The 23,748-nt window shown below is 63.1% G+C and carries 16 protein-coding genes and 1 riboswitch; of the genes, 6 read left to right on the forward strand and 10 right to left on the reverse strand.

All coding sequences use genetic code 11. From position 1 onward, the window contains the following. Positions 1-424 precede the first annotated feature (424 nt). Positions 425-1,855, reverse strand: coding sequence for a glycosyltransferase family 4 protein (locus VGH98_12230; protein HEY2376735.1), 1,431 nt, complete (start codon positions 1,853-1,855; stop codon positions 425-427). Between the two features lie 210 nt (positions 1,856-2,065). On the opposite strand from VGH98_12230, the gene VGH98_12235 reads away from it, so the two are divergent. After that, complete coding sequence (locus VGH98_12235; protein HEY2376736.1) at positions 2,066-3,556, forward strand: oligosaccharide flippase family protein; 1,491 nt, start codon at positions 2,066-2,068, stop codon at positions 3,554-3,556. Here the strand turns inward: VGH98_12235 and VGH98_12240 are convergent. The 7 genes from VGH98_12240 to VGH98_12270 all read right to left on the reverse strand — a co-directional run bounded on the left by VGH98_12240 (position 3,553) and on the right by VGH98_12270 (position 14,315). Further along, positions 3,553-5,364: an Ig-like domain-containing protein gene (locus VGH98_12240; protein ID HEY2376737.1), complete on the reverse strand. Its 1,812-nt coding sequence runs from the start codon at positions 5,362-5,364 to the stop codon at positions 3,553-3,555. The two genes, VGH98_12235 and VGH98_12240, sit on opposite strands and share 4 nt — an antisense overlap. A 23-nt stretch (positions 5,365-5,387) precedes the next feature. Beyond that, a riboswitch (cyclic di-GMP riboswitch) is annotated at positions 5,388-5,477 on the reverse strand. A 189-nt stretch (positions 5,478-5,666) separates the two neighbouring features. Then, positions 5,667-7,349 (reverse strand): hypothetical protein, encoded by a 1,683-nt coding sequence (locus tag VGH98_12245; protein ID HEY2376738.1) that lies wholly within the window; start codon positions 7,347-7,349, stop codon positions 5,667-5,669. A gap of 13 nt (positions 7,350-7,362) precedes the next feature. Beyond that, positions 7,363-8,790, reverse strand: a complete 1,428-nt coding sequence (locus tag VGH98_12250) for an O-antigen ligase family protein (protein HEY2376739.1) — start codon at positions 8,788-8,790, stop codon at positions 7,363-7,365. Then, complete coding sequence (locus tag VGH98_12255; protein HEY2376740.1) at positions 8,790-10,007, reverse strand: glycosyltransferase; 1,218 nt, start codon at positions 10,005-10,007, stop codon at positions 8,790-8,792. The genes VGH98_12250 and VGH98_12255 overlap by 1 nt, the downstream gene beginning before the upstream one ends. Continuing rightward, positions 10,004-10,846 carry a sugar transferase gene (locus VGH98_12260; protein ID HEY2376741.1) on the reverse strand — a complete coding sequence of 281 codons (843 nt, stop codon included), beginning with the start codon at positions 10,844-10,846 and terminating at the stop codon, positions 10,004-10,006. The genes VGH98_12255 and VGH98_12260 overlap by 4 nt, the downstream gene beginning before the upstream one ends. A gap of 139 nt (positions 10,847-10,985) precedes the next feature. Beyond that, positions 10,986-11,663 (reverse strand): SLBB domain-containing protein, encoded by a 678-nt coding sequence (locus VGH98_12265; GenBank protein HEY2376742.1) that lies wholly within the window; start codon positions 11,661-11,663, stop codon positions 10,986-10,988. 159 nt (positions 11,664-11,822) lie between these two features. After that, complete coding sequence (locus tag VGH98_12270) at positions 11,823-14,315, reverse strand: polysaccharide biosynthesis tyrosine autokinase (GenBank protein HEY2376743.1); 2,493 nt, start codon at positions 14,313-14,315, stop codon at positions 11,823-11,825. A gap of 391 nt (positions 14,316-14,706) precedes the next feature. Here VGH98_12270 and VGH98_12275 point away from each other — a divergent pair, with 391 nt between their 5' ends. Continuing rightward, positions 14,707-15,711, forward strand: a complete 1,005-nt coding sequence (locus tag VGH98_12275) for a hypothetical protein (protein HEY2376744.1) — start codon at positions 14,707-14,709, stop codon at positions 15,709-15,711. Here the strand turns inward: VGH98_12275 and VGH98_12280 are convergent. Further along, positions 15,708-16,838, reverse strand: coding sequence for a glycosyltransferase (locus tag VGH98_12280; GenBank protein ID HEY2376745.1), 1,131 nt, complete (start codon positions 16,836-16,838; stop codon positions 15,708-15,710). The two genes, VGH98_12275 and VGH98_12280, sit on opposite strands and share 4 nt — an antisense overlap. A 340-nt stretch (positions 16,839-17,178) precedes the next feature. Between VGH98_12280 and VGH98_12285 the strand changes: the two genes are divergently transcribed. The 3 genes from VGH98_12285 (at position 17,179) to VGH98_12295 (ending at position 19,531) form a co-directional block, all read left to right on the forward strand. Further along, positions 17,179-17,481: a hypothetical protein gene (locus VGH98_12285; GenBank protein ID HEY2376746.1), complete on the forward strand. Its 303-nt coding sequence runs from the start codon at positions 17,179-17,181 to the stop codon at positions 17,479-17,481. Positions 17,482-17,493: 12 nt separating this feature from the next. Next, complete coding sequence (locus tag VGH98_12290) at positions 17,494-18,522, forward strand: SDR family oxidoreductase (GenBank protein ID HEY2376747.1); 1,029 nt, start codon at positions 17,494-17,496, stop codon at positions 18,520-18,522. Positions 18,523-18,676: 154 nt separating this feature from the next. Beyond that, positions 18,677-19,531 (forward strand): TIM barrel protein, encoded by an 855-nt coding sequence (locus tag VGH98_12295; GenBank protein ID HEY2376748.1) that lies wholly within the window; start codon positions 18,677-18,679, stop codon positions 19,529-19,531. A 24-nt stretch (positions 19,532-19,555) separates the two neighbouring features. Here VGH98_12295 and VGH98_12300 read toward each other — a convergent pair whose 3' ends face one another. Beyond that, positions 19,556-21,013 (reverse strand): M20/M25/M40 family metallo-hydrolase, encoded by a 1,458-nt coding sequence (locus tag VGH98_12300; GenBank protein ID HEY2376749.1) that lies wholly within the window; start codon positions 21,011-21,013, stop codon positions 19,556-19,558. Positions 21,014-21,276: 263 nt separating this feature from the next. Between VGH98_12300 and VGH98_12305 the strand changes: the two genes are divergently transcribed. Next, positions 21,277-23,733, forward strand: coding sequence for an ABC transporter permease (locus VGH98_12305; GenBank protein HEY2376750.1), 2,457 nt, complete (start codon positions 21,277-21,279; stop codon positions 23,731-23,733). The last annotated feature ends 15 nt before the right edge of the window (positions 23,734-23,748 follow it).

Genomic DNA, 23,748 nt, shown 5'->3' on the forward strand with positions numbered 1-23,748 from the left:
TGCGTCGTCCGGCGTTGCCACCCTCGAGTGGATGGATAGCCTCTCCGGTGCAGGCATCGATTTCAGAATGACGGCCGGTGATCTTTGCGTCCGCGCATTTCTGCTTTCCTTCGGTCGATTCCTGAACGTCCTCGTCGATGACACGGGGTATCCGCTCCAGTTCGACCTTTTTGGTCGGGCGATCGCATATCCGCCCGGTCCACGCCTGGCCGCGCGCTTTCCACCATTGTACGTCGGCATTCGCACCTTTCGCTGGGTGTTGCCGATGGCCTTCGCCGCTGTATCCAAGCAATTGGTTGGCGAGCCCGAAGGGGCTTCGGCGAGACGACTCGGTGTCAGTTGTCGTCGAGCTGCTTTGGTCAGCCCGCGATTATTCGACCGAAAGTCGCTGACGATTCTCGACGATAACCTTCTTCGCGCGGGGTCATTCGAGAATCGGTTTCACGTGATCCGCGCCGCGAACATCTTGAACAGGAGCTATTTCAGCAATGAGACGCTCCTCGTGATGGTCGCGAACCTGCGCACTCGCCTGAGACGACTGGGACTGTTGGTTGTCTGCAGAACGCACGACGACGGTATCAATCATGGCACTCTCTTTCGTCTGAACCCGGCGAACGAGTTCGAGGTCGTCTCGCGAATTGGCGACGGATCGGAGATCGAGCATCTCGTTACTGGTCTTCATGACGGCACCGGCGGGCCTGCGAAGAACTAACGTCGCATCGGTCTCGGCCGCGCCAGCTGTCTCAGTGGATCTGCATCGCGCCAGCCGCCTGTATAGCGAAAGCCAGGTGCTACGGACGACATCCCATGTGTACGCGCCGCATGTGGCGAACGCGGAGTCGGTCAATCGATCGGCAAGCGATTGATCTTCGAGAAGACGCAGCACCTGGCGCGCGACAGCTTCGTAATCTCCAACTGGACCGAGGAGCCCGTGCACTCCGTCGCTCAAAATCGTCGAGATACCACCGGCATCTGTCGACACGACCGGGAGTCCGCTGGCGAACGCCTCAAAGACCGAACACGGCACGTTGTCGATGTTGGGCGTCTGAACATAAATGTCCGCCTCTGCATAACGGCGCCAAATTTCGTCCGGCGCCACGGCTCCCTCGAACTTCACATTGCGTAGGTGTAACTCCGCCACACGCTCGCGGAGGCGCTGTTCCTCGGAGCCAGCGCCGACGAGCGTCAGCGACGCGTCAGAATACTGACTCTGTACGATGCTGAACGCCCGCAAAGTGCAATCGACGTTGTAGAGAGACTCGAGGTTGCGCGTCGAGACCAGACGCGGCCTGATCGGTCGCCGTCGCGCAAAACGAAAGCGCGTCAGGTCCACGACGTTGGGAATGAGCTCGGCGCGGAGACCGAATTTCGCAAAGACCGCAGCCAGAAAGCTCGACGGAACGACGTTCGTGTGGCTTCGCCGGAGGACGGCGCGCGCGATGCGCGAGCGCGCAAGATGATCCGGTGCTTCACCGCTGTGATAATTGATGAAAGCGGGTTTGCCGAGGAGTCGCGCCACGAGGAAAGCGGGCAGCGGCGAGAGGAGGAATGAGGAATAGGCCGCCGAAAAAACGTGGACAACGTCGGCGCGCCGCAGCTCGCGGAACAGCAACGGCCAGTAGAACAGTTGCGTGACGATTGTGCGGACGTACTTGAGCTGCGTCAGTCTGGCGAGGACCGGTGGCGGCAGTGGATTGATCGGAACGAGATAGGCCTCGATCTCAGGATCGGCACGCCATGCGCGCAGCAGGCGATCCGCCTGAACTGCCTGCCCCCCGAGGATGCGCAGCGATGGGGCGACGACGGCGACGCGAAGTCGTCTTGGCGGGGAGGCTGCTATCGGGCGTCTCGGCATCGGGACGTAGGGTCTGTGCTGAACGACGGCGTCGGTAAACGGGCAAATGCCAAGCCACGTCGGATTCGCAACGCGAGATCGCCGTCATCGAGCGGGTAGAGTCTTGCTCGGCATATCGGCCGTGGCCCGAATGTCGCAAGCGTGAGACCTGCCCAACGCGCTCCGCGGCGGGGCCTCGAGTTCCCACACAGTCCGTCACCAACGCCGGTGATGCCTCGAATCCGAGAGCGCTTGCGGAAACTGAACGGGAAATCGATCGACGAGGTGCGCGTCCGAACGGCGCAACCGGACGACGCCCCGACAGCGCCTAACCAGGGCCTGACAGCGAACAGCGATTCCCTCCTCGGCGGCCTAACGACGCGCCTCCGCGGGCTGGCTCACGGGGACAGCATTGCAGGGAAGCTGGCTCGCGGGGCACTGTGGGTGTTCTCGATCAATGTCGCGGGCACCCTGATCGCATTCCTCGTGCAGGTGTTGCTCGCGCGGATGCTCGGACCCGCGGACTACGGACTCTACCTCTACACGCTCGGCGTATTCAACGTGGTGCTGGTCGTCGCGAAAGCCGACTGGGACCACGTATCGCTTCGTTTCCTCAGCGCGTACGCGGCCCAGCAAAACCGCGCCCTGCTACGCGGGTTTCTGCGGCGCAGTGATGTCATCGTCGGCATTGCGTCGGGATTCGCCGCGGCACTGGCGGCATGCCTCGTCTGGATCTTCCGCCACCATCTGTCGCCCTCTCTCGCCGCCGCCTATCTGGTTGCCTGCGCGCTACTCCCCATCACCGCATTTTTGCAGGTCAAGGCACTATCGCTCCAGGGATTGAGACGAGTCGTTGCATCGCAGGCGCCACTCAACATCGTGCGCCCATCGCTTTTCGCTGCTGGCGTCGTATTGGCCGCATTCGTCTTTGATTTGCGGCTGACCGCCGCGTCCGCACTCCTCATCAATCTTGCGGCGACCGCCGTCGTCCTCCTCGTGAGCAGCGCGTACCTCCATCGCGCGACCGCGAAGGAGATATCTGGCGTCGAGCCGCAATACGCGACGCGCGAGTGGTTACGCGTCGCCTGGGGAATGCTCGTCGTCTCGGCCGCGCAATTCATACTGTCGCAGAGCTTCGACGTCGTCGTCGTCGGTTCGCTTCTCGGTACCACCGTGGCGGGCTACTACGGCGCGGCCTCTCAACTCGCTGGACTCTGCGGATTCGGAGTGAATGCCGTTCTCTTCATGGCGGCGCCGCTCATCTCGGAGCTGTTCGCGAGTGGGGAGAAAGCGAAGTTGCAGCGGCTGATCACGTTGACCGGACGATTGAACGTCGCCGTGTCGCTTCCCGTCGTGTTGGCGCTCGTCTTCGCCGGACGACTCATCCTTTCGTGGTACGGCCCGACATTCGTCGTTGGCTATCCCGTGCTCGTCGTGCTCGTCGCCGGCCAGTTCACAGGTGCCATGCTTGGCGCTCTCGCTGGATTCCTGATGACGATGACCGGTCATCACGACCGCGCCGCCGTGATCATCGGCGGCAGCGCGCTTCTCTATCTACTCTTGACCTTCGTGCTCACACACATGTTCGGTGCGGTGGGCACTGCCTTTTCCACCGTCATCGCATATCTCGCGCGCCACGTTGTACTCGAATTGGAAATTCGAAAGCGGCTCGGGATCGAGGCGTTCCCGTTTTTTCGGCCGGCGACGCAATCCTCGATTTAGTGAATTGGTACTTCGACGACGAAGAGATCGATGCGGCCGTTCGAATCGCCTTGATTCGTGGAGAACAAAACCACCTTCCCGTCGGCGCTCACCGTCGCGCGTGGAGTGTCCCAATAGCGGTTGGGCGAATGGCTATACGAGTGCGCCAGGAATCTCACGTCGCTGCCGTCCTGGCGCACAAACGCAATGCCATCGTGAACGGCGCCGGGCGCGCGCAGCTCTACCCGACCCGTTGGACTTCCACCGGCAGCCGCCCAGACATAGACCCGCGTGGCAGTGGCATCGTAATAGAAGCTCCCTTCTGTCATCGCGGCGATGCTCGCGGCACGCGTGAGCTGTCTCGCGACACGGGTCGGTGTTCCATCCACCAGCTGCCGAACCGACTGCACCCCGATCGTCGGCTTCGCGTATGCCGGGGCCCAATTTGGTGTCGTCCAATAAATCTGGCCGCTCGACAGCGTCCATCCGCCGTCAGTCACCACTCCGTCATTGTATCCGCTCCACAGATACCATTGCTTGACGAGACTCGCTCCCGGCAGTTGCGCTTCGGCTTGGATCCACTGACCGGACCGGTGCTGCAGGTCCGGCGAGAGCTGCGCCGCCGTCAGCGTCGTTACCTGACGAGCAGCGATCGGATCGTAGTAGTACTGTGGGCCAGACGAGATGTCGGGATTGTTTGCGACGAACGCCGATCGCAACGACTCGAGGTGCGTTTGCTTGCTGATGGGCGCGCCCATGGACTGCGTTTGCAAGTCGTATATCTGCCAGTCCGGCGCCGCCCCGCCGAGGAGGATCGCGACGTACCGGCCGTCACGATCCAGGTGTGGTTCATCGATTGACGTCGCGTGAATGATCTGAGTGGCATTCGTGACGCTATTCCATGCGATGACGAGGGATTGATCCTTCGGCATCATCACGAACCACTGGTCGTTCCGATCCTGCTGCAGCCACAGCAATGACGACGTCGTGACGGAGGCAAAACTCTTTGGGAAATTCCCGGAGTCGGCGACAGCATTGGTTCGCGTGTCGTACCGGTGCAGCGTGGTACCGGTGAGGTAATACGCAATCTGTGGCGTCGTCGGCACGAATGAGAACGTGAAGCAAAGGTCCGAATTGACCGTTGGAGTGCGCCGCCAATTGCTGAACCCAGCGCCACGCGTGAAGTCAACGAGATAGTGCGATCCGACGTTGACGAGAATCGTGTGCTGGTTTGTGCCCCAGTCGCGAGTCACCTGTAGGCCGCCTGACGAGTAGTCGTGGGTCGCCTGGGTGTTTGCGACTGGCACCGACGCACTCGTCGCTTTCCACACCCGAACGCCCGTCACAGGATCGTTGTACGACAGTCCGGCGGCGAGCGACGCTCCACCGTACGACTCGAATGGCGGGAGCTGCCGAGCGGCAACGGGGAGCAGGGTTGGATCGGCGACGGCACCTGCCGGCGGAGGGGGCGGGGGCGGAGGCGGCGAGACAATGATGGCCGCCGTTCCGCTGATTCCTTCGCTCGTCGCCGTAATCGTGGCTGCCCCCGTTGCGGCGCCCGCAACGAGTCCTGTGCTCGACACCGACGCGACCGCGGCATTGGAGCTCGCCCAGCTGACGACGCGACCCGTGAGCAGTTGTGAATTGGCGTCGTAGGTCGCGGCGCTAAGCTGCACCGCAGCGCCCGCTGCAATCGTCGAGGTTGGCGGCGTGATGAGGACCGAGGCCACCACGACGGCGGACCCACCCGTGAGTGTCGCGAGCTTCGAGCAAGCGGACAACAGGACGAGGGAAACAGTTCCAAGTATTCTAACACGTGGAACGCGCATATGTCCTCCGCGCGGGTCTTGCGTTCGGCGGCTCGACCGGCGTAGCGCGCGATGCGCACCGTAGCCTCGGAGCTTTGCGTCGCCGGCTTTCGCCGGGTTTGCCTTTGTCGCGACCCTCGAGGAGGGGATGCGATCCCGCCAGTTTACTGCCCGCAGCACGGTCGGAAGAAACGCCCTAACGCATCACCCCGGGCGTTGGCGAGGCCGACGAGGCCGGCGTCAGCGCCAAGCCACGTCTTCGCGTGCAACAAATCAATCGATTTTGTGCTCGTTTCCGCTGTGATGGAGCACACGCGGCCGCGCTACATCGAGTCCCGGAGCACGACGCCAGACGTTGCGTTCTCCAGGGCATCGAAGTCAGCGCCCAGGTCACGGCCGTCAGTGCCGGCGCCTCTGAAACGACTCGTTCGACTCAGTCGGTAGTTCCCGTGATCAAAATCCACGAAGCCAACTTCCGATGCGTGAGCGACGAACAAATTGCCCGCGGGATACTCGGCGTTCGACTTTCCAATCAGCAGGTTATGTGTGATCACCGCACCAGGCAAATAGAAATTGATTGCCGAATTTCCCTCGCCCTGGCCGGTGCCGGAGATACCGTACACACCTCGCGTAACGATGTTGTCGCGCACCACGACACGACTCTTCTGCCGAGTGTCGAGCATCAAGGCGGTCGTGTCGGCGAAGCCGGTGTTGTGCTCGATGTCGATCTCGAATGGATCCTCCACGAGCTGCCACAAGCGGCCGAGCCCTCCGAGCTGGGTGGTCCCGCGGCAATCGAAGAAGTTGTCGGCGATGAGAATCCGATTTGCTGGCTCGCGGATGTTGTTTCCCGTCGCCATGATGTCCACGCCGCCGGGAGAGTTTAGAAGTTTGTTATAGCGAATCGTGACATTGCGGGTGACGGACCATGGTGCTCCACCGCTCTGATTCTCTGACTTGAGTACCAATGCGAACCCCACCTGGGCGTCGAGCCAGTTGTTCTCGAACACGTTGCCTTCGACGAGAACACGCTGTGCATTCTTGAGCTCGAAGATGTTCTTGACGGTCCAGACACCCTTCCACGTTAGCGGCTTGAAAAAGTGATTGTGGCGGATCTCGATATCCGAGGGCACGAGTTCGCGGATTGCCGGCTCCCCTCCTCCGAACATGACATTCTCGCCCGCACCCTCGAGGTAGTTGTTCACGATCTTGTAAGGGCCCGGGCCGTTCCACCCGGCGATCGCCTGGCTATCGAATCCGCGGCCATGACAATCGGCGAGATATGAATCGACGATGGCCGTATAGGCGCTGTTCAGCGCAACGCACCGCTTGGTGTTGAGCAACGCATGTCCATGCACGAAGGATCGATCGATGATCAGATGGTGTGGAACCTCATCCATGCTCGTTTGATCGCGCCAGCCGCCGAGTTGGACGATCGCCCCATTTGATCGCACGTCGGAGCGCACGGTGATCTCGAGCGCGAGCAGGCGATAGTGGTGTGCGCCCGGAGCCGTGCTCAGCGCGGGTGAGTCCTCAGAACCGCTCACCAGCTTTGGTAAACGGGACGCAAACTTCGGCGTTAGCCGCTCACCCTCGGGTGGGAGCTCCGCATCCGGCGCCCCGCTGCGGATCGTAATCCATCCGTCTCCCCGCTTTCGTGGCAGGGTGAACGAGCCCACGAACTCGGCCCCGGGGGCGAGCAGGAGAACGTCACCCGGCAGCGCATCGTCGATCGCGCGCTGAAGATCGTCGCCGGCATTCACCGTGACGCGGCGTCCAGTCGGCGGCGCCAGGTGGCTGTCGATGAAGACGCGGGGGAGTTCGGGCGGGCCGGTGTCAGCGGCGGCGCGGCCCTGTCCCGTCGCTTCCATTTCTCCGTCAGCGTCGAAGTCACCCGAGGAATCCGCATGTGATCCCCGCGAGCAGGCCGCGATGAGCGACAGCACGACCGCCGCGGTCGCGAGCAACGACTGGATCGCGTTAGGCAGCCGTCGAGGATTGAGCATACGGATTAGATCGTCAGGTGTGTTGGGAGCGCAGAGCATCGCGAACGCCCGAGGCGTGCGCGAGCTGGCGCCTCGTGAGATCGGCCGTCACCCACATGAGCGCCAGGTGGATATACAGGAAGGCCACGTAGGCAAAGGAGCCAAAGATCCCGGCCGTGAAGTAGGCGAGCAGTCCCATCTCGAGGAAGAACAGGTGCATCGCGAGGCGTGGGGCGAGCCGCTTCGCCGCGCGGCGTGAGCGCTCGGCTCTGACGACGACGCTGATGACCAGGCCCACAAAAAAAATCGTCCCGGGCACACCGGTCTCGGCCTGGACATGCAGGATCGTGCTATGGGTGTCGCGTTCACCATTCGCGGTAGGGTTAAATTCCTCGCCCCGTGCGTACACGACATGCGCGAGCGGGTAAGCGGTGACGCCAACGCCGAACAGGGGATGCTCGGCGATGATCTTGCTCGCGACGCGCCAGATCTCCCAGCGCTGTCGTGCCGAGCCCTCGCTGTCGACCTCATTGAGCTGCTGCGTGCTCGTTAGGTACTTGAGACCGGCCACTCGTTGCCAGACACCGTTCGGCGCAAAGAAGGACACGGCGGCGATCACGGCCAGCGCGATGACGATGAGACGGGTCCGTTGGGCCGGATTGATCATTCTTAGCAGATATCGCCACTGGACACCGATGCAACACAGGCAAAAGAGCGTCAGCGCAATGAATCCGGCGCGCGACTGCGTCATCAGGATCAGCAGTGGTAGGAGAACGAGACCAACCTGCGCCGCGCGTCGTATCCACCAGCGCCGCTCGAGTGGAAGCAGCGCCGCGACCATCGCGAGTTGCAGCAGCGCAATTGCCGCAAGGTCGTTTGGATTCTCGAAGGCATGATTCCAGATAGCCCGACCAAAGGTCGTGTAGTTGAACAGCAAATAATTCTCGAATGCTCCTCGCAATGGAAAGAGCGCGAAGCAAGTGAGAAAGAAGACGGTGAAAAGCCGGATCTGCGCTCGCGAACGGAAAGCGTTCACGCCCACCAGCACGATCGCCCAGAGCTTCACGAGATCCATCAGCCCATCCCACGTCCTCTCCGGATACGGGCTGCGCACGTAGCCAACAGCGCACCAGAGAATGAACGCCCCGAACCATACGAGCATCCAGGGAAAGCGACGCGGCTCAGATTGCAGCGCCAAGCCGACGAGGCCGGCGATGATTCCCACGCTGCCGATCGGCAATCGGTACGTTGTGATTGCGAAGATGTAGGCAAGAAAGGCGACGAATGGGATCGTCCATTGGACGCCGGCAAGGAGACCACTACTGGACGTGCTCGGATCGGGCGAAGCGAGGCCGGCTTGGACCCGGGAGGCCCACCGATTCGCCGTTGGAGCCGACGTCGCAAGTGAATCGACGCTGGAGCGCGGCGTGCGCTCGCCGATCGCGTCAGACCCATGCTGCATCAGCGGGTGCGCGCCGCGAGGAGTCGATCGTACAGCGCTTCGAGCGACGGAAGCACCCGATTCGCGTGGAACTGTGTGCGTGCGCGTCGCGCCGCGGCCTCGCCCAACGCTCGCCGACGGATTGGGTCGACGAGCAGTTGCTCGATAGCCGCGGCGACCGCGGCCGGCCGCCCCGGCGGCACAAGAAAGCCCGTCTCCCCGTCGACGACCGCATCGACAACGCCTCCGACGCGGGTCGCGACGACGGGCGTGCCGGCCGCCATGGCTTCGACGATCGTGTTCGGAAATGCCTCGGTCACCGAGCAGAGGACGGAAATGTCGAACAGATGATGCAGATTGTGCTCGTTAGGTATGAAACCGGCAAAGTGCACGACCTCGGTGAGACCGAGCTGCCGCATGAGACGCTCCAATGAGCGCCGCGCCTCACCCTCCCCGACGAGCACGAGACGGAGCGACGGCCAGCGCGGCCGCAGAGTCGCCATCGCCGTGATCAAGGATTCATGGTCTTTCACCGGCCGCAAACCGGCGACACAACCCACCACGAGTGATCCGCCAGGCACGCCGAGGTTGGCGAGAAGACTGCCGGCACTGCTGTCCCGAGCAGGCGGCACGAATGCCGATTCGTCGACGAAATTCGAAACGACCGCGACGCGCTCGCTGTGAACGCGATCCTCGGTAACGACGAGGTCGGCGACCGTCTGGCTGTTGGCAATCACACAGTCGGCGAACCGGTACGCGTACTTGTTGACGACGCGGAGCGCGGTCCGCGGTACATCGTCCCACCACCGTCGGCTCGCGATGACAACCGGCGTGCGCGCGACACGCGCCCAGGCCGTCGCAAAGATGTTATTATAGACGTCGTGGCTGTGAACGATGTCGATGCGCTGCCTAACGAGATGACGCGCCAGGCGCGTCCCCTGCCGCAGCGCCGTGATCCCATGGAGTCGCCCAAGCGGAAGCGTGAGGACGGGAATACCCTGCTCCCGGTAGCGCGCGAGCAACGGCCCTTGACCCTGCAAGCACACGACGGACACATCGAAGCGCGATCGGTCGAGGCGTTCCGCCGTCCGGAGCGCGTTCAGCTCGGTACCGCCAATCCCCATGTTGTCGATGCAGAAGGCGACCCGAACGCGCCTCGGCATGCCCGCGTGCGGTGAACGACGCGACCCTTCGCCAACCTCGATCGCCGCACCGAGTGTCTCGGCGGCGCCGCTCACCAACCGCGCCGCTTGAACAAGACGGACGGCAGTGTCTTCACGATGATCTTGAGATCACGCGTGAGACTCTTCTGGCGCAGATACTCCAGGTCGTATCGCACCTTCTTGCGCACGTCATCGACGCATGAATCGTACTTCAGGTGGATCTGCGCCCAGCCTGTGATTCCCGGCTTCGTTCGCTGTCGCAACGGATAGTCCTCGATCTCCGCGGCGAGTCGCGCGAAGATGCTTGGACGCTCCGGTCGCGGACCGACGATGTTCATGTTCCCGCGGAGCACGTTGAACAACTGCGGCAGCTCGTCCAGCCGATATTTCCGAAGGAAGCAACCGATGCGCGTGCTGCGCGGATCGTCCTTCACCGCCCACACGGCGCCGGTGTTACACTCTGCGGCATCACACATCGTGCGAAACTTGTAAATCATGAAGACCTCTCCGCCGAGGTCCTGTGCGCGCAGGTCGTCGTGAAGCGCGAGAAATCGCGCCCACAAATGCCAACGCGAATCGGTGCGCCGCCGCGAGTGCAAACGTACGCCCCGTCGGTCGAGACCGATCCGCGGCTGCCGATAGAGCACTGGTCCTTTCGACGTCAGCTTGATCGCGAGCGCAATGACCAGCATCAGCGGCGCGGCGACTATCAGCGCAACTGCGGCGACGACGATGTTGACGAGACGCTCGAGGCGTTGATACCGTGCGAGCGCCTCGACGGCGAACGGAGGCGGCGGCGCCAGCGTGAACGGATCCGCCGCGAGCGGATCCGGTGCGAGCGGATCCGGTGTGAGCGGTGCGGCGATGTCGCCGCTGTCAGCCGGCGACGCGGCCGGCAGCGCCGCGGCATCCATCAAAAATAGAGTAGCAGAATCGGTCGGAGCGGGAGGTGCTGTTTCTGCTTGTTGCACGAGTTGCTCCTGCGCTTCGGCGTGCGGCCGCGTCGCCCCACTATCCACGGTTGACTCCCCCGGCGTTCCAGTGTCCGGTACTTTAGAAGGCTTTCAAAGAGTGAAGAGTCAGTAGTAGGCCCGTCGCCACTCCGGCAATTTGCGTGATGAGAATCCAGTTTCGTTGTCGCGTTGGCGTCAGAACAACCTCGTCGCCAGCGTCGATTCCCAGCGCGCCGAGTGGCAACCCGCGCACCATCGCGTCGCGGATTGTGTGCTCGTCGATGAGAGTACTTTGACCGCGGCGAACGCGAACTCGCGTCAAGTCCGCTTGTGGTGACGGACCGCCGGCGACCATGAGCAGATCGCCCAACGTGATTTGCAGCGGAACACGGTAGTAACCCGGATGTACGACCTCCCCAAGCACTCCGACCGGCACAAGCGGTGTCGCGCGCACGACCTCGCGCTTCACGTAGCGTCCGATCTGCTGACCCAGATACGACTGAACTTGTGACCGAAGCACGCCGTCGAGAGAAATCGGTGGCAGCTTCTGGAAGACCACTGTCCGGTCAGACTGCACGGTAACGGTGTCGACGCTTATCGAATCACCCCGCATCACGACGATGATGCGGTCGCCTGATTGGAAATCGCCATTGTGGAGAGGCAGCCGCCGCACATCGCCATCGGCCGTCCCCGCCCGCGCGCCTTGCTGTGCAATTGCACCCGTCGGCGCAACGACTGACCAGAGAATGACGCAGACGCGAACGACCGCGAGAAGCACTGATTCTCGCCAAGCGAATTGCGAAGCCTGCGTGTTGTTGTACATCTGCGTGATTATCCGGCGTCGGATGCAACCGCGTTAGACTACAAGCTGTGTGCCCTACATCACGTTGAACCGTCGAAAACCGAGAGTGGGCGACTCCGGCAGGCGTCGTTGTGGTCAGCGCTCGAGTGAAAGGAGCCCGGAGCGGCGAGCGAATTCATCGAGCTGGGTTTCCAGAGCGGGAAGCTTCGATTCTTCCTTCTGATCGGAGTACGAATACGAGTAGTATTGGAAGTCGCCGGCCATCCGGACGTCGTTCAGCACGACGCCGAGCAGCCGGATTGGCAGGCGCGTAATCAGCTTCAGCTTGGCTTCCGCCAGCTTCCGATTCGACTCACCAGCCCGCAATACGAGCAACATGTTGCCCGTTGCAGTGCCGAGGACAAACGGATCGATACCGGCACCTAACGGGGAGCAGTCGACAATCACCGCCTCGAAGCGCCGTTGCAGCTCCGTCATCAAGTCCGGGACGACTGGCGACATGAGGAGCTCCGGCCCACGCGCCTGTTGCGTTCCGCGCGTCATGATCCACAACTTTTCATTGGTCGTCGTTTGCAGCGTCTGCTCCAGGGTCGCCGCGCCCGTGACATAGTCGAGCAGTCCTGGCGACCGGGGAAGCTCGAAACGCTTGTCCAGTTCACCGCGGCGAATGTCGCCGTCGACGAGCAGCGTGCGATAGCCAGCGTCCGCGAATGAGTGCGCGAGATTGGCGGAGATCATGGACTTGCCGTCGCCCGCGTTTGGACTCGAGATCGTCACGAGCACGCGTCCCGACGGGTCCGCAGCTTGTGCCACGCTCAGCCGTACCGTGCGAAACGCCTCGACGAGTTGCATGGCGTCGGCCTCGGCGCGGAGTCCGTGCGTCTTGACGGCGGGAATTGCACCGACGATCTCGAGTCCCATTTCCTCGGTTGCTTGCTCCGGATATCGGAACCGCGGGTCGTACCGATCGAGGAGGAACGCGAGGCCGCCGGCAGCGATGATGCCAATGATGACGGCCAAGCCGATCACGAACGGCGCGCGATTACTCGTCGGCGTCTCGGGAACAACGGGAGCGTCGAGAACGGTCACGTCGGAGACGGCGCTCGCCTCCGCGAGATTGGCTTCTTCCGAGCGGCTTTTGAGAAGATTGTAGAGGTTCTCGCTCGTCGCGACATTGCGACGGAGACGCGCTTCCTCGATGGTGCGGGCCGGCACGCCGCGCAGCTCGCGTTCCGTGCTCTGCACCTGGTCCTGAAGATCACCCTCCTGCATCTTGAGCTGGGTAACCAACGCGTCGACGGCACGCGGAATCGTTTGCTCACGAAGCTCCTTCACGTCTGCGCTGAGGCCGCGGACTGTTGGATGCGCGTCGGTGAATTCCTTGCGGGCGTTGGTCAGCTTCGCTTCGTCGTCGGCGAGATTGCGTAACGCGGTTTGCAACTGCGGATCGCTTTTCGCGGCGGGCACGATGCTCAACGCGCTGGCATCGAGAGTCCCCGCTTGCACAGCCGACATCGTGCGCTCCAAGGTCAACCGTTCGCGACGCGCAGCTTCGTACGTGTTCTCGTCCGTGAAGAAGTTCTCGGACACGGGATCGCGTGTGCGGTCGTCACCAGCGGCCGCGGTGTGCGCGTCGGGACCGTCGGTGCCCTGAATCGGTCGCGCCGTGGCTCGCGTCTCGGATGGGAGCGTGATGGTGCGAACTCGAAATGCTTCCAGTGCGTTTTCGGCGTCGTGCAAGTCCTTCGCGGCAACGTCGAGCTGTTTGTTCAGCGTTCCCGCGACTTCGACGAGGTTGCGCTTCTTCAAATCAGCGGCGGCAGCGACGAATTCATCGACGAGCGTCTGCATGATGGCGGTGAGGTGTTGCGGGCTGGTACCCGTCAACGCGACGCGGAGAAGATTGCTCCCTTCGGGCAACGAGCTCGTTAGGTTCGTACGCATCGCCAGCGCCGCCGTGCGCGGCGTGACGAGTGTGAAGCGGACCGTGCGCCCGCGACTGAGCGCCGCTGCCGACGGCGCCCAAAGAAAACCGACCGGGCGACCCACGGAATCACCAACAACGCCGGTCTCTACGCGCGGTCCTTTTGCGAACGACAACGTGTAAACGCGACCAGTCGGATTCACCTTCAGCACATACTCGCCCGGCGTGAACTTCTCGCGCGTTCGAAAATCCCAGAACACCGCGGAATCCGGTGCCGACGACGGCGTGACATAAAGCGTCAGCCGCCGCGCAACCTTTTCCAGGATCGCAAAGCTGGTGAGCAGCTCGGGCCAGGCGGCAGCATGCATGACCTCATCACCACGAATGGGTGCGGCCCGGTCGTTCTGGCGGGAATCGGGAGTGATCCAGATTGTCGAATGAACGACGTAGGTGGGCTTGATGAAGCGCGAAGCAACGATGCCGCCGCCAATCGCGGCCGCAATCACCAGCGCGAGCAGCCATTTATAGCGGCGCAGTGCGGCGAGATACCGCGTCCACGAGATACGACTCGCCGATTTGTGGAGTTGATCCCAATCCCATCCCTGATGCGGCTTTTCCCGCACGGGGGCGATCGGCGACGTGACGCTGGGCGCCGAGATGGGTTCGCGCTTCCGAACCGTTCGTGATGTGGAAACAGGGTCCATGGCCTCTACACGCGGCACGACTGGTCGTCGTCGGGACTCGCACGAGGACAGCGGCCGGTGATGGCAAGATTGGCGCCGCTACCGACAATGTCAGTCGAATGACACGTGAGGGTCTTCGCCATGCGATTACGATAACGCCACTCACCACCAGCAGCAGCACGATCGGCTATCGGAGCGACCGATGACGAGGTCGGGTTTAGCGCATACTCATCGATAGTGCCGCAGAACGGCCAGCTCGAGCACCTTCACGCGACAATTGGGCCAGCACGCCAAGCGGCCAGCATGATCGGCGTCGCGTTGGGATTCGCCGGTAAGGATGACGGCGGCATGCGATCTGCAACCCCAGTCCGCCACGAACTTCCCTTCGGTCCGTGGACGCTCACGACCCCCAGTGCTCAGAATTCAACGCGTCAATCCGCTCGACGTTGCCGACTCGCTGAGGTCCTTCTTCGCCAACGAGAATCAGGCACTCGCCACCCTTGTCGACTCCGCATATCCGGAAGTGGCGCGCCGGGGTGGGGCGAGTTGGATAGGAGTCGACGACACGGGTCATGTGCAGCTGAACTGCACGCTCTGCCCTCACGATTTCCAATTTCGTGGACGAACAGTACGCGGTGGAATGCTCGCGAACACCGTGGCGTCGAAGAACTATCGCTGGTTCTTCCCCACGGTGTCGCTCGTGAAACAGCTCGTCCAGGACGTCACGCGGGAAGCGGAGCTGGACTTCCTATATACGGATCCCCAGCCATCGGCTGCCGTCGTGTCGAAGGCAGCGGGGCTCGAGCAGATCGGCGCATTGGACAGATTCGTCATTCCGCTGAGTGACAGCGCGCGTTCTCGTGCGATTGCGGCCCATGTGTACAGCGCCGCGCTTCGTCTTCGTCTTGGATTCGCCGCGCGCTGCGCGGCTATCGACTCGAGAATGTACGACGTGAGCCGGATCGCCGAGTCAATCGGAACGTCGAGTCGCCTGCAGCCACATCACTCGGACTCCTTATATAGACGTCGGCTGCACGGCTACCCAGGGTCGGATTACGTATGGTGCGAGTTTCGGCTACCGAGCCATCGCAAGGCGCGGGACCCGGACGCCGCCGTGCTGTTGCAAGGGCCCGATGAAAGAAAGGTCGTGCATGTCTGGGCGATTCGTCGTCGAGAGAACGTCGCGCTTCGACCTTTGATTCCGGGCTTGCTGAAGGTGGCGCGAGAACGCGGCGGGCACCGTCTTGAAGTGGAAGCGGTTCAGGAGTCCGACCTCGCCCACGAGCTACGGCGCACTGGCTTTCGCACACGCGACGATCTGGTTCCGGTCTTTGGTAAGGGCATCACACCAGCCGGCACCGACGTCGTCAACGCGATTCACGACTGGGAGATCACGGCGCTCGACATGGATCGTTAGGCGCTCCAGACGTCCCACCGCCGTCGCGCCGAATTCACGGCCGCGACGACGACGGCAGCTTGCAACATTGCGATCCAGACGAGACCGGAGCGAATGACACGTGCGGTTTTCGATCTCTGAATCGTGCTCAGGGCCGCCAGCATACAAAGCGGTACACCCGTGGCGATCGGATTCGATTCGATCCACCGGATGAGGAACACGCTGCCCCACGCGGCAAGACCGATGAGCCAGTACGGCGTCAGAAGTCGAAGAAGTTTGTGGAAGACGAATTGCGCCCAGATCGGATTGCGCGCGGGAACGAGGAGTTGCGGCAACCAGCAGCAGAGTTGGAGAACGCCAGTCAATGTCCGCACTTTGCGCCGATACTCTTGTCGCGGCGCGGAATGTCTGAGGTCGACCGCGCGCGCTTCGTCGACGAAGACGACTCGCTGCCCCGAGAGGACGACGCGCATCGGCGCATACACATCATCGAGTATCAATGACGGTGGGAGCGGCGTCCACAGCGAGCGACGAAGAGCCCAGATCGCGCCGGTGGCGCCGACGCACGAGTTGATCATCGCCTCGCAACGGCGCAGCCAGCGCTCGTACGACCAGTAACGCCCAACGGGTGAGCGCTGTGCCTTCTCGGAGAGCTCGAGCCGACCGGATGCGGCGCCGACGTGCTCATCAGCAAACGCGGCCACCAGGCAGCTCACGGCCCCGGCCTCGAATCGTTGTTGAGAGTCTGTGAATAGCAGAAGATCGCCCTGCGCGGCGCGGACGGCAGCGTTCAGTGTCGCCGCTTTTCCGCCCGGCATGTCCCCGCGAACGACGCGAACAGTGGGCGCGATCGCCAGTTCGTCCGTCGCAACCGGTGGCGCCGCATAGTCGAGTCCGACAATCACCTCGAGCCGATGGGCGTCGTGCGCGGCCGACAGACAATCGATGATGCGCTCGCGCACGACGACGGGGTCGTCGCGTGTCGCGATGATCACGGAGACCGACGGCGGAGCTTCGTTTCGAGACGAATGCGTTGCTTCGGGGCAACGGCACCGCTTGGCCAGGAGGCCGATGATCGCGGGGTAGACAATCCACACCAGCAGGATGCCGGCCGCACCCAACGCTGCGAACCATTCAACGACCCTCACTTCTGCACCGCCCGGCAACCACCCATCCCATCCATCCAGATGACCGTCGGGCGCTCACGGTTGGCAGAAGACGTACCAGGGGTGACTCGCCCACTCGATTACGCCGTGCGCTGCGCACGATACGCGGCCCGACCTCGGTATTGACGTCTTTCATCAGGCGCGCACGATGGCCTGGTGCGTTATGCAACACGCCATTCTCCACATGGCAACGTTGATAAACGCTCACGCTCCGTGCTGCCGTGGTGCGTCCTTTTTCGCTGCCGCGTAACGGTTTTTCGGAAATACTCAACGTCTTGGTCCCCGCCTTGCTCCTGTCCGATTTCCTGCGTGGAGGACGCCGATGGGTTATCGGGAATTCGTCGATTCGCTCGGCATTGTCTGGAAGGTTTGGAATAACGTGCCACTCGCAGGTGCGGCGCTGCGCGGCGAGATGAGGAACGGGTGGCTGACGTTCGAGTCGATGACCGGCTGTCTTCGTCGACTCGCTCCCGTCCCAGACCACTGGGAGCTGCTATCCGCCGAACAACTGGAACCCCTTTGCAGTCGCGCCTCCGAGGTGCGCCGGTCATCCGGCTCAGGCGACGCGCTGGACTCTGCGCCTAACGACTCAGTCACTCGGCGCCATGGCAAGCCCAACAATTAATCGGGAGCGACTGTGCGCTATCTAGTCACCGGCGGTGCGGGTTTCATCGGGTCGCATCTCGTCGAGTATCTGGCTGCCGAAGGACATACGATCGTCGTGCTCGACGACTTCTCGACAGGCAAGCGCGAGAATCTCGAAGGCATGCGGGGCGCGATCGAGATCATCGAAGGTAGCGTCACGGATACCGCGACCTGTGCACGTGCTTGCCGCGGCGTGGACTTCGTCCTGCACCAAGCCGCGCTCGCTTCGGTGCCGCGCTCGCTCCGCGACCCCGCCGCTACTCATAACGCGAATGCGACCGGAACGCTCAACGTACTCCTCGCCGCGAGGGACGCCGGCGTTAGGCGCGTGGTCTACGCGGCGTCGTCATCCGCCTACGGCAATACCACGGAGTTACCGAAGCACGAGTCGATGGTGCCGCGGCCACTGTCACCTTATGCGGTGAGTAAACTCGCCGGCGAGCAATATTGCCGAGCACTTCATGCATCCTTCGGAATAGAGACCGTTGCCCTGCGATACTTCAACATCTTCGGCCCGCGTCAGGATCCCGCGTCGCAGTATGCTGCCGTTGTGCCCAAGTTCATCGCCGCCGCACAGGCGAACGAAGGCCCCGTGATTTATGGGGATGGTGATCAGACGAGGGATTTCACCTATGTCGCGAACGCCGTCCATGCCAACATGGCGGCGTGCAGCGCGCCGGCAACGGCGTGCGGAGAGGTATTCAACGTCGGATGCGGGACGCGCATCTCCGTCAACGAGCTGTGGCGTCGGATCGCAGCCCTCTTCGAGTGCAGCACGCCGCCGCGCTACGTACCGGCACGCGCGGGTGACGTGCGTGATTCGCTGGCTTCGCTGGACCGCTCGCGGCAGTCGCTGGGCTATGCGCCGATCATGAGCATCGACGATGGACTGCGCCACACCGTCGAGTGGTACACGGTGCGCCAGGCGCCGGCCGAGGGGACGACGGAGCCGGAGGCTCTCACGGGCGGCGGATCGTCAGCCGGGGCGTCGCTGCCTAACGAACAACAAGCGATCGTATAGGGCTGTCGGGAAGCTCGTGGCCACCGGGGTTCTCGACGAGACCTCGGCGGCTTGCCCGCGTGGTCGAGTCATTCGGGTTCGCTCTTGCTGTCTCGCGCGGACGCAGGCAGTTTCCTCGGCGCTGCGTTTCCTGCGATCACCGGAGGCTAGAGCGATGCGTCGTCGCGAGCTGTTGCAGATCATGGGTGTGGCGGCAGTGATGCCGTCAATGCATGTCGATCTCGCGGCGCCCGGCACGGCACGCGCCGGTCGTCTCAAACAATCTGTTTCGCGCTGGCCCTACTCACGGATCCCGCTCGGCGAGTTCTCGAGCGCGTGCAAGGGCATGGGCATCGTCGCCATCGACTTGCTTCAGCCCGAGGACTGGGGCGTCGTGCGCGACGCGGGGCTCGCCTGCTCCATGGGCTACCCGACAAAGCGCCAGGACTTCATTCCGACGGGTTTCAACAACCCCGCCAATCATGCCATGCTTCTGCGGGAGTTGGAGACGACGATCCCGCTTGCGTCGAAGGCAGGCGTCCCGAACGTGATCGCAATGTTCGGCAATCGCTACGGCGCGAGTGACGCGCAAGCGATCGCCGCGTGCGTCGCCGGGTTGAACAAGATCACGGCGCTTGCCGAAGAGCAGAAGGTCACGATCTGTGTCGAGCTACTCAATAGCAAGGTAGATCACGCCGGATATCAGGGCGATCACACCGCCTTCGGCGCCGCAGTGATCGAAGGCGTCGCTTCCCCGCGCGTGAAGCTGCTCTACGACATCTACCACATGCAGATCATGGAAGGGGACATCATCCGCACGATCCGCACGCACGCCAGTCACATCGGGCACTTCCACACGGGGGGCGTGCCCGGCCGTCACGAGCTCGATGACACACAAGAGCTCAACTGGCACGCCGTCGCGCGGGCGATCGCCGACACGGGATTTGCCGGCTACATCGCGCACGAGTTCGTGCCGACGCGGGAGCCGCTCGTCTCGTTGAGCGAGGCAGTCAAGATTTGCACCGTGTGATTGTCTTCTCGCGATGCACCAGGCTCACGGTACCGCTGCAGTTCCCGGCGCCGTGGTCAGTGCCCGCGTGAGGCGCCAAAGGAATTCCTGCCCTTCATAGTACGACTGGATACGCATCCGCTCATCACGCCCGTGAGCGCGCGCGTCGACCGTTGGATCGCTGAATAGGCCCGACACGCCGTACGACGCAACGCCTAACGCTCGGAAGAAGCGCGAGTCGGTCGCGCCCGTCGACATTACCGGAATCACCGGTACCGCGCCCCACATCGCTCGCGTCACCCGACTGACGGCGTTGAAGAGCTCCGGCTGCAATGGAGAGGGCAGCGGCGGCTGGCGCGGGGATCCTTGCAGCACGACCTGCACCGTCGTGTCATTGACCAACTTCTCGATGTCGGCGCGAATGACCGCCGGCGTATCCGAGGGGAATACTCGACAATTGATCGTCGCCTCCGCGAGCTGCGGCAGCGCGTTCGTCGCGTGACCGCCGCTCAGCATCGTTGGCACACAGGTCGTCCGGAGCATGGAGTTGTAGCGCGGATCCGACGCGACCGTTGCCAGTGCCGCCGCGTCGTTGGGATTCGCCACGAGCGCCTTCATCGCGCGTCCTAACGTGGGCTCCTCGACGTCGGCCGTGTTGGCGAAGAAGGCACGCGTCACGTCGTTGAATCGAACGGGGAACTGATGGCGACCCACTTTCGAGAGCGCGTCCGCGAGCGCGACGATCGCGTTGTCCGGCCTCGGCACCGAGGAGTGTCCGCCACGATTCGTCGCGCGAAGCACGACGTTCGTCGACACCTTCTCCGTCGCCTGGACGGAATTGAAGAGCGGCTTCCCATTTCGCAGTGTGCCCCCGCCCCCTTCGTTGATCACGAGCGCCGCATCGACGAGCTGCGGGTGATTCTTGAGGAGCCAGTCGACGCCGTTGGATCCGCCACCTTCTTCGTCCGCGGTGAGTGCGATGATCACATCGCGATCGGGGACGACGTGCTCGCGTACCATGCGAATGGCATTCGCGACGAAGATCGACGCCATCGCCTTGTCGTCCGCAGTGCCGCGACCGTAGTAGTAGCCGTCGCGCTCAGTAAACACGAAGGGATCGAGGTCCGGCGACCAATCGGCTTTGAGTGCTTCGACGACGTCGATATGCGCGAGGAGGAGCAGCGGCTTACGGCCGCTCGCCCCGTTGCCGTGAATGCGCGCGACGACGTTGTACTTGTCGGGCTTGGGACCACCGACGAAGATGTCCGAATCGGCGATGCCGGCGCCGCGAAACCGTGTCGCCATGGCCTGCGCCGCGGGCGTGACGTTCCCGGTCTTCATGCCGGTGTTGATCTCGATCAGCTCTTTGTAGATGTCGTGCGCAAGCTGCTGATTCGCGGTGAGCTTACTGGGTGTGTAGGTCGGGCTCCGACTCTGGGCGGCTACCGGAAACGCGAGACAGGTCGAAAGCGTGACGATGATTTCTCGATGGGAGAGTCTCATTGCTCGTGGGGACGGCAGAGAAGAAAAACAGAGCGAGCGGAAGATGGCGAGGCGAAAAGTACGGGCCGAAAAGCATGAGCCGAAAGTAGCGACGCGAAAACGACGTGAAAACGTGGTCCAACCACCGCGGGGCTGAGAGGTGTCGAAACTCGAACGCGGCTCAACAGTATGGTGAAGTGGCCATTCCGCTCTCTTCGGTTGAATGGGATGGAAATCATGGTATCTCTTAGCCCGCCGGTCCCTCTCACGCATCGAGAACACTCATGGAATCCTTCGTTCGCGATCTGCGCTTTGTCGCCCGATCGATGGCGAGAACGCCGGGCTTCTTCATCACCGTCATCGCGACGCTGGGCCTCGGAATCGGTGCGACGACGGCGATCTTCAGTGTCGTTAACGGTGTGCTGCTTCGGCCGCTGCCGTATCCGGAGCCGGAGCGCATCGTCCGCGTCTGGCAAATCAACAAGAATGGCGGCGACGTCCAGTTCTCCGATCCGAACTTCAATGACGTTCGGGCGGAGAGCCGCTCCTTCGGCGCGATGGCGGAGTTCACCGACAACGGAACCGTTTCGGTGACTGCGTCGCACGACGCGGTGCGAGCGCACCTCGCGACGGCGTCGAGTGAATTCTTCTCCATTCTTGGCGTGCGCGCGCTCGTCGGTCGGACCTTCCTTCCCGAGGAGCAGCATGTGGGCGCGGCCGGCGGGGTCGTGGTGAGCCAGGGCTTCTGGCAGCGTGCGCTCGATGGCGCGCCGTCCGCGTTAGGCACGGTGCTGACGTTGGATGGCCAGGTGTACCGCGTCGTCGGCGTCATGCCGGGGACGGTGGATGTTCCGACGGGCGTCGACCTATGGATCCCGCGCGAGCTGAGCGGGCCCTCGCCGCATCGCACTGGTCACAACTATCAGGTGATTGCCCGGCTGCGTGACGGCGTGTCGCTGGAGCAGGCGCGCCGCGAGACGAGCGCAATCGCGAAGAGCCTCAAGCAGCAATACGGCGACGAGACGTGGATGGCTGATGCGCATCTCATCCCGCTGCGTGAGCAACGGGTCGGTGACGTGCGGCCCGCGTTGATGATCGTACTCGCCGCCTCCGGCGTTCTGCTGCTCATCGGTTGCGCCAACGTCGTGAATCTCCTCGTTGCTCGCATGGCGTCCCGTCAGGGCGAGCTCGCGCTTCGCCTCGCGCTCGGCGCTGGCCGCGGCCGACTCGTCAGGCAGTTCCTGGCGGAGTCGCTCGTTCTTTCGTTGTGCGGTGGAGTGCTCGGGGTCCTCATTGGCGCCGCGGGCGTGAAGGCATTGCTCGCGCTCGAACCAGGACGTCTGCCGCGGATCGGCGAAGTCGGGGTGCACTGGCCGGTGCTGCTCTTCGCGCTCGCGGTATCGGTGACGTGCGCAGTGGCGCTCGGGCTGCTCACAGCATGGCGAGCAACACGAGGCGATATCCGCGAGACGCTCGCGCAATCGCAACGCACGCAAGCCGGGGCCGGCGCGACACAGCGCATTCGCAGCGCGCTCGTCGTGGCCCAGGTCGCGCTCACGCTCGTCTTGCTCGTGGGTGCGGGCCTGTTGGCGCGCAGCTTCGAGCGACTCCTTGCCGTTTCGCCGGGATTCCACGCCAACAACGCCGTCGTGATGGACGTCGACTACTCGTCAGGGAGCGACTCGACCCCCCGACGCCAAATGGTACAGCTCTACGACGAGCTGATGCAGCGATTCGCGGCCATTCCCGGCGTGTCCGACGTCGGCAGCTCGAACTTCTTCCCCTTTGCTGGTGGCAGCATTGGAGACGGGGCGTTCATCGTGATGTCTCGGCCCGACGAGAAGATCGACTTCGCGCAACTCCCATCGCTGCTCAAGGACAAGTCCCGTTCGGGGTATGCCGAGTTCCGCCTCGCGAGTCCCGGCTTTTTCCACGCGTTGCACATTCCGCTCGTGAGCGGGCGCCTCTTCGACGACCGCGACGGACCGATCGCGCCGCCGGCCGCGGTGATCAACGATGCCCTGGCACGCAAGCAATGGCCTAACGACAGCCCCCTCGGCAAAATTATTCAATTCGGCAATATGGACGGCGATCTGCGTCCATTCACGGTGGTTGGCGTCGTCGGCGATATCCGCGAGGCGAGCCTCGCCGAGGCGCCGGAGCCAACGTTTTACGCCTACTACCGGCAGCGGCCGGGGCGCGCCGGCACCTTCTTCTTCGTGCTCGAGGGTGCAGGCGCGCCGGCTGGCATCATCGCGTCGGCGCGTCGCGTCATCCACGATCTGCGGCCCGATATTCCGCCACGCTTTCGTACGATCGACACGATTCTCGCCGACTCGCTTGCCGACCGCCGCTTCACGCTATTACTGCTCGGCGCGTTCGGTGCCGCGGCATTGCTGCTCGCGACGTTAGGCGTCTACAGCGTGATCTCGTTCCTGGTCACTCAGCGCCGACAGGAGATCGGCGTTCGCGTCGCCCTCGGCGCACGGAGCGAGGACGTGCTGCGACTGGTGTTGCGCCAGGGCGCGTCTTTGGCTCTCGTCGGCATTCTCATCGGCGCCATCGCGGCGCTAGGCCTAACGCGCCTGATCGCAGGACTGCTCTACGGCGTGAGTGCGACGGATCCGCTGTCCTTCGTCGCCGTGATGGCCTTGCTGACCATCGTCGCACTGATGGCGACCTTCATTCCGGCGCGCCGTGCGGCGAAGGTCGATCCGATGACGGTGCTACGCGGGTCCTGAGCGGCGAGTGAACAG

It is taken from the genome of Gemmatimonadaceae bacterium (assembly GCA_036496605.1).
Classification (GTDB): Bacteria; Gemmatimonadota; Gemmatimonadetes; order Gemmatimonadales; family Gemmatimonadaceae; genus AG2.

Bases quoted from the DNA above. Each gene is read 5' to 3' on its own strand.
- VGH98_12230 (HEY2376735.1), bottom strand. From the start codon at position 1,855: ATGCCGAGACGCCCGATAGCAGCCTCCCCGCCAAGACGACTTCGCGTC.
- VGH98_12235 (HEY2376736.1), top strand. From the start codon at position 2,066: ATGCCTCGAATCCGAGAGCGCTTGCGGAAACTGAACGGGAAATCGATC.
- VGH98_12240 (HEY2376737.1), bottom strand. From the start codon at position 5,364: ATGCGCGTTCCACGTGTTAGAATACTTGGAACTGTTTCCCTCGTCCTG.
- VGH98_12245 (HEY2376738.1), bottom strand. From the start codon at position 7,349: ATGCTCAATCCTCGACGGCTGCCTAACGCGATCCAGTCGTTGCTCGCG.
- VGH98_12250 (HEY2376739.1), bottom strand. From the start codon at position 8,790: ATGCAGCATGGGTCTGACGCGATCGGCGAGCGCACGCCGCGCTCCAGC.
- VGH98_12260 (HEY2376741.1), bottom strand. From the start codon at position 10,846: ATGGATGCCGCGGCGCTGCCGGCCGCGTCGCCGGCTGACAGCGGCGAC.
- VGH98_12270 (HEY2376743.1), bottom strand. From the start codon at position 14,315: ATGGACCCTGTTTCCACATCACGAACGGTTCGGAAGCGCGAACCCATC.
- VGH98_12285 (HEY2376746.1), top strand. From the start codon at position 17,179: ATGGGTTATCGGGAATTCGTCGATTCGCTCGGCATTGTCTGGAAGGTT.
- VGH98_12295 (HEY2376748.1), top strand. From the start codon at position 18,677: ATGCGTCGTCGCGAGCTGTTGCAGATCATGGGTGTGGCGGCAGTGATG.
- VGH98_12300 (HEY2376749.1), bottom strand. From the start codon at position 21,013: ATGAGACTCTCCCATCGAGAAATCATCGTCACGCTTTCGACCTGTCTC.
- VGH98_12305 (HEY2376750.1), top strand. From the start codon at position 21,277: ATGGAATCCTTCGTTCGCGATCTGCGCTTTGTCGCCCGATCGATGGCG.